We start from the raw sequence: 15,539 nt of genomic DNA on the forward strand, positions 1-15,539 counted from the left end.
GATGCGCCACCTCCTCTCGACGAAGGATCTCAGCCGGGACGACGCGATCCTCATCCTCGACACCGCGGCCCAGATGGCCGCCACCCAGGAGCGCGAGGTCCGCAAGCTCCCGACCCTGCGCGGCAAGACCGTGGTCAACCTCTTCTTCGAGGACTCGACCCGCACCCGCATCTCGTTCGAGGCCGCCGCCAAGCGCCTCAGCGCGGACGTCATCAACTTCTCCGCCAAGGGCTCGAGCGTCTCCAAGGGAGAGTCCCTCAAGGACACCGCCCTCACCCTCCAGGCCATGGGCGCCGACGCGGTCGTGGTCCGTCACTGGGCCTCCGGCGCCGCCTACCAGCTCGCCCACGGCGGCTGGCTCCACGGCTCCGTCCTCAACGCGGGCGACGGCACCCACCAGCACCCGACCCAGTCGCTGCTCGACGCCTTCACCATCCGCAAGCACCTCGTCACCGACCCGATGGGGAACGACCTCGCCGGACTCACCGTCGCGATCGTCGGCGACGTGCTCCACAGCCGCGTCGCCCGCTCCAACGTGCACCTGCTGCACACGCTCGGCGCGAAGGTCGTCCTCGTGGCGCCCGCCACGCTCGTGCCTGTCGGCGTCGAGCCCTGGCCCTGCGACGTGGTCCACACCCTCGACGAGGCGATCGAGTCCTACGACATCGACGCGCTCATGATGCTCCGCGTCCAGCGCGAGCGCATGACCGGCGGCGGCTTCTTCCCGAGCCCCAACGAGTACACGCGCCTCTTCGGCCTCGACGGCGACCGCCTGCGCCGCCTGCCCGACCACGCCATCGTCATGCACCCCGGCCCCATGAACCGGGGCCTCGAGATCTCGGCCGAGGCCGCCGACTCGCCCCGCTCCGTCATCGTGGAGCAGGTCGCGAACGGCGTCGCCGTCCGCATGGCCGCCCTGTACCTGCTGCTTGCCGGAGAGGAGGGCGCCCAGTGAGCCGCCCCATCGTCATCGAGAACGCGTCCCTGTACGGGGACATCACCGCCAGCCTCCTCATCGAGGACGGCGTCATCACGAAGATCGCCGACGCCATCGACGCACCGGACGATGCGGTGGTCATCGACGCGACCGGCCTCGTCGCCCTCCCGGGCCTCGTGGACCTCCACACCCACCTCCGCGAGCCCGGCCGCGAGGACGCCGAGACCATCGAGACCGGCTCCCGCGCCGCCGCCCGCGGCGGCTGGACCGCCGTCTTCGCGATGGCCAACACCAACCCTGTCGCCGACACCGCCGGCGTGGTCGAGCAGGTGTGGAGCCGCGGCCGCGAGATCGGCCTGGTGGACGTGTTCCCGGTCGGCGCCGTGACGGTGGGCCTCAAGGGCGAGCACCTCTCCGAGATGGGCGCCATGGCCGACTCGAAGGCCAAGGTGCGCCTCTTCTCCGACGACGGCGTCTGCGTCTACGACCCGGTCATCATGCGCCGCGCCCTCGAGTACGTGAAGACGTTCGACGGTGCCGTCGTCCAGCACGCCCAGGATCTGCGCCTCACCGAGGGCTCACAGATGCACGAGGGCGTCGTGAGCGCCGAGCTCGGCCTCGCCGGCTGGCCGGCTGTCGCCGAGGAGTCGATCGTCGCCCGCGACGCGCTGCTCGCCGAGCACGTCGGCTCCCGCGTCCACGTCCAGCACCTCAGCACCGCCGGTTCGGTCGAGATCATCCGCTGGGCCAAGGCCCGCGGCATCAACGTCACCGCCGAGGCGACCCCGCACCACCTCCTCCTCACGGACGAGAGCGCCCGCACCTACGACCCGCTGTTCAAGGTCAACCCGCCGCTGCGCACCCAGGCCGACGTCGATGCCCTCCGTGCGGCGGTCGCCGACGGCACCATCGACATCATCGCCACCGACCACGCGCCGCACGCGGCCGAGGACAAGGACTGCGAGTGGGCCGCCGCCTCGTTCGGCATGCTCGGCCTCGAGACCGCGCTCGGCGTGATCCAGAAGGCGCTCGTCGACACCGGCGCGCTCACCTGGCGCGACGTGGCCCGCCTCATGTCGGAGGCCCCCGCGCGCATCGGCAAGGTCGACGACCAGCACGGCCGCCCGCTCGCCGAGGGCGAGCCCGCCAACATCACCCTCGTCGACCCGACGGCGGCCTGGACTGTCGACGGCGCCCAGCTGGCCTCCCGCGCCAGCAACACCCCGTACGGCGGCATCGAGCTGCCCGGCCGCGCCGTGGCCACCCTGCTGCGCGGCGTCCCCACCCATCTCGACCCGCAGCTGGAAGGAGCCTTCGCATGAAGGCAGTGCTCGTCCTCGAGGACGGCCAGACGTTCGAGGGCCGCGCGTACGGCGCGACCGGCGAGACGCTCGGCGAGATCGTCTTCAACACCGGCATGACCGGCTACCAGGAGACGCTCACCGACCCGAGCTATCACAAGCAGATCGTCGTGATGACGGCGCCGCACATCGGCAACACCGGAGTGAACGACGAGGACGACGAGTCGCGCCGCTACTGGGTCGCCGGCTACGTGGTCCGCGACCCCGCACGCCGCCCCTCTAACTGGCGCGCGCAGCGCAGCCTCGACGAGGACCTCGTCGCGCAGGGCGTCGTCGGCATCTCCGGCATCGACACCCGCCAGCTCACCCGCGTGCTCCGGACGGCGGGCGTGATGCGCGCCGGCATCTTCTCCGGCGAGGACCTTCCCGGGCACGATGCGCTGGTCGAGAAGGTGCGCACCAGCGCACAGATGAAGGGCGCCCACTTGGCCGACGAGGTCTCGGTCATCGAGCCCTACACCGTCGAGCCGGAGGGGGACCAGGTCGCGCACGTCGTGGCCGTCGACCTCGGCATCAAGGCGATGACCCCGCAGCAGATGGCCCAGCGCGGCATCAAGGTGACCGTCGTGCCCTCGACCACCCCCGCATCGTCCATCCTGGAGATGCACCCCGACGGCGTGTTCTTCTCGAACGGCCCCGGCGACCCGGGCGCCGCCGATGCCACCGTCGCGACCCTGCGCGAGGTGCTCGACGCGAAGGTGCCGTTCTTCGGCATCTGCTTCGGCAACCAGATCCTGGGCCGCGCGCTCGGCTACGGTACCTACAAGCTGCAGTTCGGCCACCGCGGCATCAACCAGCCGGTGATGGACCGCACCACCGGCAAGGTCGAGGTCACCGCCCACAACCACGGCTTCGCCGTCGACGCGCCGCTCGAGGGGGAGTCCGACTCCCCGTACGGCTACGGCAAGGTCCGCGTCAGCCACGTGTGCCTCAACGACGACGTGGTCGAGGGCCTCGAGTGCGTCGACATCCCGGCGTTCTCGGTCCAGTACCACCCCGAGGCCGCGGCCGGTCCGCACGACGCCTCGTACCTCTTCGACCGCTTCCTCGACCTCATGAAGGGCCAGCATGCCTAAGCGCGACGACATCAAGTCCGTCCTCGTCATCGGCTCCGGCCCGATCGTCATCGGCCAGGCCTGCGAGTTCGACTACTCCGGCACCCAGGCGTGCCGGGTCCTCAAGTCCGAGGGCATCCGCGTGGTGCTCATCAACTCCAATCCGGCCACGATCATGACCGACCCGGAGTTCGCCGACGCCACCTACGTCGAGCCCATCACCACCGAGGTGATCGAGCGCGTCATCGCCAAGGAGCGCCCCGACGCGCTGCTGCCGACCCTGGGCGGCCAGACCGCGCTCAACGCCGCGATCGCCGCGGCCGAGGCCGGCATCCTCGAGAAGTACGACGTCGAGCTCATCGGCGCGAACCTCGAGGCGATCCACCTGGGCGAGAACCGCGAGCTGTTCAAGGGCGTCGTCGAGCGCTGCGGCGCGGACTCCGCCAAGTCGGTCATCTGCCACACGATGGACGAGTGCCTCGCCGCCGCCGAGGAGCTCAACTACCCGGTCGTGGTGCGCCCGTCGTTCACCATGGGCGGCCTGGGCTCGGGCTTCGCGTACGACGAGGAGGACCTGCGCCGCATCGCGGGCGCCGGCCTGCACTACTCGCCGACCACCGAGGTGCTCCTCGAGGAGTCCATCCTCGGCTGGAAGGAGTTCGAGCTCGAGCTCATGCGCGACAAGCACGACAACGTCGTGGTCGTGTGCTCGATCGAGAACGTCGACCCGGTGGGCGTCCACACGGGCGACTCGGTCACCGTCGCCCCCGCGCTCACGCTGACCGACCGCGAGTACCAGCGCATGCGCGACGTCGGCATCGCGATCATCCGCGAGGTGGGCGTCGACACCGGCGGCTGCAACGTCCAGTTCGCCATCGAGCCCGACACGGGCCGCCTCATCGTCATCGAGATGAACCCGCGCGTGTCGCGCTCGTCGGCGCTGGCGTCGAAGGCGACGGGCTTCCCGATCGCCAAGATCGCCGCGCGCCTCGCGATCGGCTACTCGCTCGACGAGATCCCCAACGACATCACCGGCTCGACCCCGGCGTCGTTCGAGCCCACGCTCGACTACATCGTGGTCAAGGTGCCCCGCTTCGCGTTCGAGAAGTTCCCGGCCGCGGACCCGGTCCTCACCACCACCATGAAGTCGGTCGGCGAGGCCATGAGCCTCGGCCGGTCCTTCACCGAGGCCCTCGGCAAGGCGCTGCGCTCGATCGACAAGAAGGGCATGAACCTCCACTGGGACGGCCCCGTGCCCACCGGCGCGGCCCTCGCGGACCTCCTCAAGCAGATCGAGGTCCCCACCGAGAAGCGCTTCGTCCAGGTGCAGCAGTGCCTGCGCGCCGTCGAGGCCGGCCACCTCACCCTCGAGGACGTCTTCGGCGCGTGCAAGATCGACCCGTGGTTCCTCGACCAGATGCTGCTGATGAACGAGGTCGCCACGAAGGTCAAGGCCGCGGCGACCCTCGACGCGGAGCTCCTGCGCGAGGCCAAGGGCCACGGCCTGTCCGACCAGCAGATCGCGGACCTGCGCGGCCTCAAGGTCAACGAGGTCTTCCAGATCCGCAAGGCCATGGGCGTGCTGCCGGTCTTCAAGACCGTCGACACCTGCGCCGCCGAGTTCGAGGCCCGCACGCCGTACCACTACAGCTCGTACGACGCCGAGACCGAGGTGCAGCCCCGCGACCGCGAGGCCGTCATCATCCTCGGCTCGGGCCCCAACCGCATCGGTCAGGGCATCGAGTTCGACTACTCGTGCGTGCACGCGGCCCTCACGCTCAAGGACCGCTACGAGACCATCATGGTCAACTGCAACCCCGAGACCGTGTCGACCGACTACGACACCGCCAACCGCCTCTACTTCGAGCCGCTGACGTTCGAGGACGTCATGGCCGTCTACGAGGCCGAGAAGGCCGTGGGCCCGGTCAAGGGCATGTTCGTCCAGCTGGGCGGCCAGACCCCGCTGTCGCTCGCGCAGCGCCTCGAGGACGCCGGCGTGCCGATCCTGGGCACCACCCCCGAGGCGATCGACAACGCCGAGGACCGCGCCGCCTTCGGCCGCGTCCTCGACGCCGCGAACCTCCCGGCCCCGGCCTACGGCACCGCGCACGGCATCGACGAGGCGATCGAGATCGCCGAGCGCATCGGCTACCCGGTGCTCGTGCGCCCGTCGTACGTGCTCGGCGGCCGCGGCATGGAGATCGTCTACGACCGCGAGCAGCTCGAGGACTACGGCACCCGCATGGCCGACGTGGGCGACCACGCCACCGACGCGCCGCTGCTGGTGGACCGCTTCCTCGACGACGCGATCGAGATCGACGTCGACGCGCTGTTCGACGGCGAGGAGATGTTCCTCGGCGGCGTCATGGAGCACATCGAGGAGGCCGGCATCCACTCCGGCGACTCGGCCTGCGTGCTCCCGCCGTTCTCGCTGTCCAAGGCCGAGCTCGAGCGCATCCGCACCTCGACCGAGGCCCTCGCCCGCGGCATCGGCGTGCGCGGCCTCATGAACGTGCAGTACGCGCTCGTGTCCGACGTGCTCTACGTCCTCGAGGCGAACCCGCGCGCGTCCCGCACGGTGCCGTTCGTCGCCAAGGCCACGGGCATCCCGCTCGCCAAGGCCGCCTCCGAGGTCATGGCCGGCGCCACGATCGCGGAGCTCCGTGCGAGCGGCATGCTGCCCGAGCACGACGCCGCCACCATCGACATGGGCCAGCGGATCGCCGTCAAGGAGGCCGTGCTCCCGTTCAAGCGCTTCCGCACCCACGAGGGCATCGCGGTCGACTCGGTGCTCGGCCCCGAGATGCGCTCGACCGGCGAGGTCATGGGCTTCGACGAGACCTTCCCGCTGGCCTTCGCGAAGTCGCAGTCGGCGGCCTTCGGCGGCCTGCCGACCGGCGGCCGCTTCTTCGTGTCGATCTCCGACCGCGACAAGCGCTCGATCACCTTCCCGGTGGCCCGCATGCGCCAGCTCGGCTTCGAGATCCTCGCGACCGCCGGCACCGCCCAGGTGCTCCAGCGCATGGGCATCCCGTCCACCGTGGTGCGCAAGCACTCCGAGGGACGCGGCCCCAACGGCGAGCCGACCATCGTGGACCTCATCCACGAGGGCCAGGTGGACCTCATCGTCAACACGCCGTCCGGCCAGGGCGCGCGTGCGGACGGCTACGAGATCCGCGCCGCCGCGACCGCGGCCGACATCGCCATGGTGACCACCACCCAGCAGCTGTCGGCGGCCGTCCTGGCCATCGAGGCGCTCCAGGCGGGCCCGTTCGACGTGCTCAGCCTCCAGGACGCCGCGCGCGCCTAGAAGTGGCACCGCGGGTCGCGCATGACCGATGCGCGACCCGCCCGGGCGCGCCCGCGCGCCCGCTCAACATCGCAGGTAGAGTGACAACGGCTGCACATTTCGGGTAGCCCATGAGGGAGGTAGGGATGGCGTTCGGCGCCCGTCTCGCGACCGCGATGGACCGGTTCGGTCCGCTCTGCGTGGGGATCGATCCCCACCCCGGGCTGCTCGCGTCCTGGGGCATGGAGGACACCGCGGCATCGCTGCGCGAGTTCGGCGACGCGGTGCTCGAGGCGAGCGCGGGGGAGTGCGCCGCCGTCAAGCCCAACGCCGCGTTCTTCGAGCGGCACGGCTCCGCCGGCGTCGCCGCCCTCGAGCACGTGCTCGGCCGCGCCCGTGAGCTGGACCTGCTCACGGTCCTCGACGCCAAGCGCGGCGACATCGGGTCGACGATGCAGGGCTACGCCGAGTCGTACCTGCGCCCCGGCGCGCCCCTCGAGTGCGACTCGCTCACCGTGTCGCCGTACCTCGGCTTCGGCTCACTCTCGCCCGCGCTCGACCTCGCGCGCGAGCACGGCAAGGGCATCTTCGTGCTGGCCCTCACCTCGAACCCCGAGGGGCCCGAGGTCCAGCACGCCATCACGCCGGACGGCCGTGCCGTCGCGGCCGTGGTCGCCGACGAGGCGGCCGCGCTCAACAGCGGTGCCAGCCCCATGGGCGACGTCGGCCTCGTGGTCGGCGCGACGGTGGGGGACGCGGTGCAGCGTCTCGGCATCGATCTCGACCGGGTCAATGGTCCTATCCTTTCCCCCGGAGTGGGGGCACAAGGGGCCGGACCAGCGGAATTGTCCCTGGTCTTCGGGAACGCGCGGGGTCGCGTGCTCGTCAATCAGTCGAGGGGCGTGCTCAAGGCCGGCCCCACTGTCGAGAAGCTGCGCGAGGCCGTCATCGAGGCGTCCGCCGCAGCACGGAGCATCCTGCGCTAGCCGCAGGGGAAAGGGAGAGGCCATGGCCACCCCGGAACTTACTGATGAGCAGCGCGCGGCCGCGCTGGTGAAGGCCACCGCGGTGCGCTCCGCGCGCCGCGTCTTCAAGGAGCAGCTGACGCGCGGCGAGATGAGCCTCGCCGAGGCGATCCGCAAGGCGAAGGCGGACGAGGCCCTCGCGGGCATCCGCGTCCGCGACCTGCTGCAGTGCCTGCCGGGCATCGGCCCGAAGCGCGCGCAGCTGGTGATGGAGGAGATCGGCATCTCCCTCGCCCGCCGCATCCGCGGGCTCGGCCAGCACCAGGTGGAGGCCCTCATCGAGCGCGAGCGCCGGTGAGCAGACTCGTCGTCCTTGCCGGCCCCACCGCGGTCGGCAAGGGCACCGTCGTGCGCGCGCTGCGCGACATGGCACCCGAGGTCTACATCTCCGTCTCCGCCACCACGCGCGCCCCGCGTCCCGGCGAGATCGACGGCGTGCACTACCACTTCATCGAGCGGGACGACTTCGACCGCCGCATCGAGGCGGGCGAGTTCCTCGAGTGGGCGACCGTGCACGGGCAGAACAAGTACGGCACCCTGCGCGGCCCCGTCGACGAGCGTCTCGCCGAGGGCGAGCCGGTGCTCCTGGAGATCGACCTCCAGGGCGCCCGGCAGGTCAAGGAGACGATGCCCGACGCGCATTTCGTGTTCCTGTCGCCCCCGTCGTGGGACGAGCTGGTCAACCGGCTCGTCGGCCGCGGCACCGAGGACGAGGAGGAGCGGGAGCGTCGGCTCGCCACCGCGCGCGACGAGATGGCCGCCGTCGAGGAGTTCGACCAGGTCATCGTCAACGACACCGTCGAGCGCGCCGCCGCGGAGCTCCTGTCCGTGGTCCGTGGAACCCGGTAGAATGCCGGAAGTCTTTTTCAAACCTTAAGGAGCAACCGTGGCCGGAACCGTCGCGAACCCCATCGGCATCACCAACCCGCCCATCGACGAGCTGCTCGACAAGGTCGACTCGAAGTACGCCCTGGTGATCTACGCGTCCAAGCGTGCCCGCCAGATCAACTCGTACTACGAGGCTCTCGGCGAGGGCCACTTCGAGAACGTGGGCCCGCTGGTCGAGGCCGACACCACCGACAAGCCGCTGTCCGTCGCGCTCCGTGAGCTCAACCAGGGCGACCTGCTCGAGCTGGGCGACTCCGCCGAGCAGCAGTAGCCCGTGCGCGTCCTCCTGGGCGTCACCGGCGGGGTGGCGGCGTACAAGGCCGCCATCGTGCTGAGACGCCTCAAGGAGGACGGGCACATCGTCCGCGTCGTCCCCACGCCTGCCGCGCTGCAGTTCGTGGGGCGCGCGACGTGGGAGGCCCTGTCGGGCCTCCCCGCCACGTCGGACACGTTCGACAACGTCCCCGCGGTCGAGCACGTGCGGCTCGGCCAGCAGGCGGACCTCGTGCTGGTCGCCCCCGCGACCGCCGACTTCCTCGCGCAGCTCGCCCACGGCGAGGCGCGCGACCTCCTGGGCAACGCCCTGCTCGCGACCCGCGCCCCCGTCGTGGTGGCGCCCGCGATGCACACCGAGATGTGGGAGAAGGCCTCCACGCAGGCCAACGTCGCGACCCTCCGCGCGCGGGGGATCACCGTGATCGAGCCGGCCGTCGGCCGCCTCACGGGCCCCGACACCGGCCCCGGCCGCCTTCCCGAGCCCGACGACATCGTCGCCGCCGCCTACGCCGTCGCGGAGGGCGCCCTGCCGCCCGAGACCCTGTCGCCCGGCGGCGCCTGGGGCGACCTCGTCGGCACGCGCATCGTCATCACCGCCGGCGGCACCCGCGAGCCTCTCGACGCCGTGCGGTACCTCGGCAACCGCTCGTCCGGCCACCAGGGCTTCGCCCTCGCCGAGGCCGCCCGCGAGCGCGGCGCCGACGTCACCGTCATCGCGGCGAACGTGACCCTGCCGCTGTCCGAGGGCGTGTCCCGAACCGACGTCGAGACCAGCGCGCAGCTGGCCGAGGCGGTCCGCTCCGCCGCCGCATCGTCCGACGTCGTCATCATGGCCGCCGCCGTCGCCGACTTCCGGCCGGTCGCGGCGTCCACGACCAAGATCAAGAAGGACGGCTCGGGCGGCATGACCCTCGCGCTCGTCGAGACCGAGGACATCCTCCGCGGCCTCGTCGAGGAGGCCGTCCCCGGCCGCACCGTCGTCGGCTTCGCGGCCGAGACCGGGGACGATGCGGCGTCCGCCCTGGACCACGCGCGCGCCAAGGCGCGCCGCAAGGGCGCCGACCTGCTGGTGTTCAACCCGGTGGACGGCGGCAAGGGCTTCGGCGACGTCCCCAACGAGGTGACGATCCTCGACCGCGAGGGCGCCGAGATCGCCCGGGCCGCCGGCAGCAAGCTCGCGGTCGCGCACGCGGTGCTCGACGCCGTTGTCTCAGCCCGCCAGTAGGCTGGCCGCCATGAACAGGCTCTTCACGTCCGAGTCCGTCACCGAGGGCCACCCCGACAAGATCTGCGACCAGGTGTCGGACGCCATCCTCGACGAGATGCTCCGCCAGGACCCGCTGTCGCGCGTCGCGGTCGAGACGATGGTGACCACCGGCCTCGTGCACGTCGCCGGCGAGGTGACCACCGAGGCGTACGTCGACATCCCGGGCATCATCCGCGGCGTCGTCAACGACATCGGCTACACCTCCTCGCACGTGGGCTTCGACGGCGACTCGTGCGGCGTCTCGGTGTCGATCGGCGAGCAGTCGCCCGACATCTGGATGGGCGTGGGCCACGCCACCGATTCCGACGTCGACGAGCTCGGCGCGGGCGACCAGGGCCTCATGTTCGGCTACGCGTGCCGCGACACGGCGGAGCTCATGCCGCTGCCCATCCACCTCGCGCACGGGCTGACCGCGCGCCTGGCCGAGGTGCGCCGCTCGGGCGCGGTCTTGGGGCTCCGCCCCGACGGCAAGGCCCAGGTGACCATCGGCTACGACGGCGACCGCGCCGTGTCCGTCGACACCGTGGTGGTGTCCACCCAGCACGCCGAGTCCGTGGAGACCGCGGACCTGCGCGCCGCCGTCGAGGAGCTCGTCATCGCCCCCGTGCTGGCGCGCTACGACCTCGACGCGTCCGGCCACCGCTCGCTCATCAACCCCACCGGCCGCTTCGAGATCGGCGGCCCCAAGGGTGACGCCGGTCTCACCGGCCGCAAGATCATCGTCGACACGTACGGCGGCATGGCCCGCCACGGCGGCGGCGCGTTCTCCGGCAAGGACCCGTCCAAGGTGGACCGCTCGGCGGCCTACGCGATGCGCTGGGTCGCCAAGAACGTGGTCGCCGCGGGGCTCGCGGACCGCTGCGAGGTCCAGGTCGCGTACGCGATCGGCACCGCGCACCCCGTGGGGCTGTACGTCGAGACCTTCGGCACGGCGACCGTCGCCGAGGACCGCATCGTGTCCGCGATCCGCGACGTGTTCGACCTGCGCCCCGGCGCCCTCATCGACGCGCTCGACCTGCGCCGCCCGATCTATCGTCAGACGGCGGCGTACGGGCACTTCGGCCGCGAGCTGCCCGATTTCACGTGGGAGCGGACCGACCGCGCCGACGACCTCGCGGCCGCGGCGCATTAACGGTGGCCGTCGCCCGCGTCTGCGTCGACAGCGCGATGCCGCACCTCGACCGGCCGTTCGACTACGCGATCGCGGACAAGCTCGCCGACACGGTCGACGTGGGCTCGCGCGTCCGGGTGCGCTTCGCGGGGCGGCTGGTCAACGGCGTCGTGGTGTCGACGGCGGGCGCGAGCGACTTCGAGGGCCGGCTCACCCCGATCCACTCGTCGTCCGCGGTGCCGTCCTACACCGCGGAGGCGATCGCCTTCGCGGAGCAGGTCGCGCGCCGGTATGGCGGCGGGCTGTGGGACGTGCTGCGGCTCATGGCGCCGCCCCGCGTCGCCGGCGTCGAGAAGCGCGACTGGTCCACCGTCGAGCACGACGAGCAGGCCTTCCGCGAGGCGCACGCCACGCTGGCCCCGGCGGCGGAGGCGGTTTCCTTGCCGTCCGCGGCGGTCGCCAGCGGTGCGCGCATCGTCTGGGAGGCCGTGCCCGACCCGGCGCTGAGGCACGGGCTGCCCATCGAGGCGCTGCTCGCGCCGGCCGCGGAGGTCGCCGCGCGCGGACTCACGTCGATCGTGATCCTGCCGGACGCGCGCGCCCTCGCCGCGGCCGCCGACGCCCTGACCCGCGCGGGCCTGTCCCGCTGGACCGCGCGCTCGGGCGGCCACTTCACCGTCCTGCACGCTGACGACGGCCCGGCCGTCCGCTTCGGCTCGTACCTGGCCGCCATGCATGGCCACGCCCGCATCGTGCTCGGCACCCGGCCCGTCGCGATGCAGCCGGTCAGGAACCTGGGTCTCCTCGTCATGTGGGACGAGGGCTCGACCGTCTACGAGGACCCGCACGCGCCCTACCCGCACGCCCGCACGGTCGCCGCGATGCGCGCCGACGAGGCGGGCGCGGGCGTGCTGCTCGCCGGCTACGCGCCATCCGTCGAGGCGATGGCGCTCGTCGCCCACGGCTGGGCCGAGCGGGCCGCGGTGCCACGCGCCGACGTCCGCGCCGCGACGCCGCTCGTCACGATCATCGACGACCAGCGCCGCGAGGCCGAGGGCGCGTCCGGCTGGCACTGGATGCCCGGCCAGGTGTGGCGTCGCGCCCGGGCCGCGCTCGAGGACGGCCCCGTCGGCATCGTGGTCCCGCGCGCCGGCTACGTGCGGGCCACCGCGTGCGCACGATGCGGCGAGTGGGCCTCGTGCGGGGAGTGCGGCGGGCCGCTGCGCAAGGAGTCCGCCGTCGCGACCCTGCATTGTGCCGGCTGCGGCGCCGAGCACCCGCACTGGCACTGCGCCGAGTGCGGCTCGCCGGCCACCAAGCAGCTGCGCCAGGGCGTCGAGCGCATCGCCGAGCAGGTGCGCGCCATGGCCGGGTCCGTGCCCGTGACGCTGTCCGCGGGAGCGACCGGGACGGTCGCCGACGGCGAGGTCACCGAGGGCCTGGTGGTGGCGACCCCCGCCGCGCTGCCGGCCGTCACCGGGGGCTACGCGCGCATCGTGATCGTGGGCGCCGAGGTGCCGGCCGGTGGCGCTCTCGGGGCTGAGCTGCAGGCGATGCGCTGGTGGCTGTCCATCGCCGCCCTCGCGCGCCCGCGCGGCGCCGGGGGAGAGGTCATCGCCGTCGGCGAGCTGCCACCCGTGGTGCGCGAGGCGCTGGTCGGCTGGAACGCCGCCGAGGCCGCCTGGGACGCGTACGGCGAACGCGCCGACCTCGCGCTGCCGCCGTTCCGCCGCGCGATCCGGCTGTGGGGCGAGGCGCCGGTCCTCACGCTCGCGCTGTCGGAGACGGTCGAGGGGGAGCGGCTCGAGCGCCACCGCGACGTCGCGATCGTCGACGCCAAGGGCGGCGTGATCCTGCTGGTCACTCGGCGGGCCACGCAGGCCGTCGTGGACACGCTCCGCCGCCGTCAGCAGCAGTTCTCCAAGGCGGGCGACGGCGAGCTGCGGATGCGCGTCGACGCGCCGCTCGACCCCGTCTCGTAGCAGTCCCCGACGGACCGTGCGAGGCGGCCCCGCCACTACGATGGAGGGATGCGCCTGATCTTCGCCGGAACGCCCGAGATCGCCGTCCCGACGCTGGCCGCCCTCGAGGGCGCGGGCCACGAGATCGTGGCCGTCCTCACCCAGCCCGACGCCCGCGGCAAGCGGGGCCGCACGCTCCACCCGTCGCCCGTCAAGGCCTACGCGCTCGAGCGCGGCCTCGACGTGTGGACCCCCGAGAAGGCGTCCGCGCCCGAGGTCGTGGAGCGGATCCAGGCGCTCGAGGTCGACGCCGCCGCCGTGGTCGCGTACGGCCAGATCCTCCGCCCCGCGCTGCTCGCGGCGGTCCGGCTCGCGTGGGTCAACCTCCATTTCTCGGTGCTGCCCACGTGGCGCGGCGCGGCCCCCGTGCAGCGCGCGATCATGGCCGGCGACGACGTCACGGGCGCGAGCACGTTCGTCATCGAGAAGGGCCTCGATACCGGCCCGGTGATCGGCACGCTCACCGAGCGGATCCGCGCGACCGACACCGCGGGCGACCTGCTCGAGCGGCTCGCGCAGCTCGGCGCGCCGCTCATGGTGCAGTCGCTCGAGGCGCTCGACTCCGGCATCGCCCGTCCCGCCCCGCAGAGCGAGGACGACATCAGCTACGCCCACAAGCTCACCCGCGAGGACGCGTACGTCCGCTGGGACCTCGCCGCCCACGTGGTGGACCGCCGCATCCGTGGCTGCACGCCCGCGCCGGGCGCCTGGACCACGCTGCCCGACGGCAGCGTCGCGAAGCTCGGTCCGGTGTCGCCGCGGCTGCAGCGGTCGCGGACCGCGCCGGGCCAGGTGCGGTTCGAGGAGGGCGAGGTCCTGGTCGGGACGGGCACCGAGCCGGTCGCGCTCGGCTGGATCGCGCCGGCCGGCAAGCGGCCGATGGACGCCGCCGCCTGGTGGCGCGGCGCACGCCTGGGCGAGAGCGCCCAGCTGGGGGAGGCATGAGCCGCGCACGGGACGTCGCCTACGACTGCGTCATGGCGGTCTCGACCGAGGGCGCGTACGCGAACCTCCTGATGCCGTCGCTGCTCGAGCGGATGCGGCTCGAGGGCCGCGACGCCGGCTTCGCCACCGAGCTCGCGTACGGCACGCTGCGCATGCGCGGCCTCTACGACGCGATCATCGAGAAGGCGTCCGGACGCGACCCGCGCGACCTCGACCCCGAGGTGCGCGTGTCGCTGTGGCTCGGCATCCACCAGCACCTCGCCATGCGGGTGCCCCCGCACGCGGCCGTCAACGAGACCGTCTCCCAGGTGCGCCGCGAGCGCGGTCAGGGCGCCTCCAAGCTCGCCAACGCCGTGATGCGGCGCGTCACGGAGCGCGACGCCGAGGCGTGGCTCGCGCTCGTGGCCCCCGGGGACTCGCGTCAGGCCCTCGCGACCCGCAACTCGCACCCGGAATGGGTGGTGCGCGAGCTCGAGGACGCGCTCGCCGCCGACGGGCACGCCGGCGAGGTCGCGGCCCTGCTCGAGTCCGACAACTCGCCCGCGCGCGTGACCCTCGTCGCCCGACCCGGGCTCATCGACCGCGAGGAGCTGATCCAGCAGGCCGGTGGCGAGGCGGGGGAGTACTCGCCGTACGCCGTCGTGCTGCCGGGCGGGCGCCCGGGCGACCTCGAGGCCGTCGCGGAGGGCACCGCCGCGGTCCAGGACGAGGGCAGCCAGGTGGTCGCCGCCGCCCTCGTGGCCGCGCAGCCCGTCGAGCCCGGCGAGCGCTGGCTCGACCTGTGCTCGGGCCCCGGCGGCAAGGCCGCCCTGCTCGGCGCGCTCGCCGCGGACGGCGCCGCCACGCTCGACGCCGTCGAGCTGCACCAGCATCGTGCCGACCTGGTGCGCCGCTCCACCCGCGCCGTGCCCGAGGGCGTCGTCACGATCCACACCGGCGACGGCACCACGTGGGGCGACGATGGGACGTACGACCGCATCGTCCTCGACGCGCCGTGCTCGGGCCTGGGCGCGCTGCGCCGCCGCCCCGAGTCCCGTTGGCGACGTCAACCCGAGGACCTCGAGGAGCTCGTGCCGCTGCAGAAGGGCCTGCTCGCGAACGCCGAGCGGCTGCTCGCGCCGGGCGGGCTACTCGCGTACATCACGTGCTCGCCGGTGCTCGCCGAGACGCGCGACATCGTCGCCGGCACCACGCTGCGCCAGCTCGACGCCCGCGAGGCGGTCGCCGCCGTCACCGGGACGACCCCGCGCATGTGGGGCGCGGGCCCGCACGTGCAGCTGTGGACGCACATCCACGGCACGGACTCGATGTACCTCGCGCTGCTCGAGAAGCCGGGCGTCTGACCCCCGCGATACGCTCGCGAC

The 15,539-nt window shown here is 72.7% G+C and carries 13 protein-coding genes; all 13 read left to right on the top strand.

What is annotated here, in order from left to right; translation table 11 throughout:
- Window position 1: 1 nt before the first annotated feature.
- The 13 genes from AOM02_RS14575 to AOM02_RS00820 all read left to right on the top strand — a co-directional run bounded on the left by AOM02_RS14575 (window position 2) and on the right by AOM02_RS00820 (window position 15,518).
- Window positions 2-955 (top strand): aspartate carbamoyltransferase catalytic subunit, encoded by a 954-nt coding sequence (locus AOM02_RS14575; RefSeq protein WP_062295595.1) that lies wholly within the window; start codon window positions 2-4, stop codon window positions 953-955.
- The gene (locus AOM02_RS14580) at window positions 952-2,259 is read left to right on the top strand and encodes a dihydroorotase (protein WP_062295597.1); all 1,308 of its coding nucleotides are present in this window, start codon (window positions 952-954) and stop codon (window positions 2,257-2,259) included. Before AOM02_RS14575 ends, AOM02_RS14580 begins: the two co-directional genes overlap by 4 nt.
- Window positions 2,256-3,374, top strand: a complete 1,119-nt coding sequence (carA, locus tag AOM02_RS00770; RefSeq protein ID WP_062295599.1) for a glutamine-hydrolyzing carbamoyl-phosphate synthase small subunit — start codon at window positions 2,256-2,258, stop codon at window positions 3,372-3,374. Before AOM02_RS14580 ends, carA begins: the two co-directional genes overlap by 4 nt.
- Window positions 3,367-6,663 carry a carbamoyl-phosphate synthase large subunit gene (gene carB / locus AOM02_RS00775; RefSeq protein WP_062295601.1) on the top strand — a complete coding sequence of 1,099 codons (3,297 nt, stop codon included), beginning with the start codon at window positions 3,367-3,369 and terminating at the stop codon, window positions 6,661-6,663. The genes carA and carB overlap by 8 nt, the downstream gene beginning before the upstream one ends.
- Window positions 6,664-6,788: 125 nt before the next feature.
- Window positions 6,789-7,628, top strand: coding sequence for an orotidine-5'-phosphate decarboxylase (pyrF, locus tag AOM02_RS00780; protein ID WP_228373742.1), 840 nt, complete (start codon window positions 6,789-6,791; stop codon window positions 7,626-7,628).
- 22 nt (window positions 7,629-7,650) lie between these two features.
- Complete coding sequence (gene mihF / locus AOM02_RS14605; protein ID WP_062295605.1) at window positions 7,651-7,965, top strand: integration host factor, actinobacterial type; 315 nt, start codon at window positions 7,651-7,653, stop codon at window positions 7,963-7,965.
- Window positions 7,962-8,516, top strand: a complete 555-nt coding sequence (gene gmk / locus AOM02_RS00790; RefSeq protein ID WP_062295607.1) for a guanylate kinase — start codon at window positions 7,962-7,964, stop codon at window positions 8,514-8,516. Before mihF ends, gmk begins: the two co-directional genes overlap by 4 nt.
- 37 nt (window positions 8,517-8,553) lie before the next feature.
- Window positions 8,554-8,826 (top strand): DNA-directed RNA polymerase subunit omega, encoded by a 273-nt coding sequence (rpoZ, locus tag AOM02_RS00795; protein ID WP_062295609.1) that lies wholly within the window; start codon window positions 8,554-8,556, stop codon window positions 8,824-8,826.
- Between the two features lie 3 nt (window positions 8,827-8,829).
- On the top strand, window positions 8,830-10,056 hold the full coding sequence (coaBC, locus tag AOM02_RS00800) for a bifunctional phosphopantothenoylcysteine decarboxylase/phosphopantothenate--cysteine ligase CoaBC (RefSeq protein WP_062295611.1): 1,227 nt from the start codon (window positions 8,830-8,832) through the stop codon (window positions 10,054-10,056).
- 10 nt (window positions 10,057-10,066) lie between these two features.
- Window positions 10,067-11,230 carry a methionine adenosyltransferase gene (gene metK, locus AOM02_RS00805; protein WP_062295614.1) on the top strand — a complete coding sequence of 388 codons (1,164 nt, stop codon included), beginning with the start codon at window positions 10,067-10,069 and terminating at the stop codon, window positions 11,228-11,230.
- Between the two features lie 2 nt (window positions 11,231-11,232).
- The gene (locus AOM02_RS00810; protein ID WP_062295615.1) at window positions 11,233-13,191 is read left to right on the top strand and encodes a primosomal protein N' family DNA-binding protein; all 1,959 of its coding nucleotides are present in this window, start codon (window positions 11,233-11,235) and stop codon (window positions 13,189-13,191) included.
- Window positions 13,192-13,239: 48 nt separating this feature from the next.
- Window positions 13,240-14,175, top strand: a complete 936-nt coding sequence (gene fmt, locus AOM02_RS00815) for a methionyl-tRNA formyltransferase (RefSeq protein ID WP_062295617.1) — start codon at window positions 13,240-13,242, stop codon at window positions 14,173-14,175.
- Entirely contained in the window at window positions 14,172-15,518 is a 1,347-nt protein-coding gene (locus AOM02_RS00820; RefSeq protein WP_062295619.1) for an RsmB/NOP family class I SAM-dependent RNA methyltransferase, read from the top strand. Before fmt ends, AOM02_RS00820 begins: the two co-directional genes overlap by 4 nt.
- Window positions 15,519-15,539: the final 21 nt, after the last annotated feature.

The organism is Demequina maris (assembly GCF_000971155.1).
Lineage (GTDB): Bacteria > Actinomycetota > Actinomycetes > Actinomycetales > Demequinaceae > Demequina > Demequina maris.

Excerpts from the sequence above, each read along its gene's own strand:
- AOM02_RS14575 (WP_062295595.1), top strand. The coding sequence starts at position 2 with ATGCGCCACCTCCTCTCGACGAAGGATCTCAGCCGGGACGACGCGATC.
- carA (WP_062295599.1), top strand. The coding sequence starts at position 2,256 with ATGAAGGCAGTGCTCGTCCTCGAGGACGGCCAGACGTTCGAGGGCCGC.
- metK (WP_062295614.1), top strand. The coding sequence starts at position 10,067 with ATGAACAGGCTCTTCACGTCCGAGTCCGTCACCGAGGGCCACCCCGAC.
- carB (WP_062295601.1), top strand. The coding sequence starts at position 3,367 with ATGCCTAAGCGCGACGACATCAAGTCCGTCCTCGTCATCGGCTCCGGC.
- pyrF (WP_228373742.1), top strand. The coding sequence starts at position 6,789 with ATGGCGTTCGGCGCCCGTCTCGCGACCGCGATGGACCGGTTCGGTCCG.
- AOM02_RS00820 (WP_062295619.1), top strand. The coding sequence starts at position 14,172 with ATGAGCCGCGCACGGGACGTCGCCTACGACTGCGTCATGGCGGTCTCG.
- mihF (WP_062295605.1), top strand. The coding sequence starts at position 7,651 with ATGGCCACCCCGGAACTTACTGATGAGCAGCGCGCGGCCGCGCTGGTG.
- fmt (WP_062295617.1), top strand. The coding sequence starts at position 13,240 with ATGCGCCTGATCTTCGCCGGAACGCCCGAGATCGCCGTCCCGACGCTG.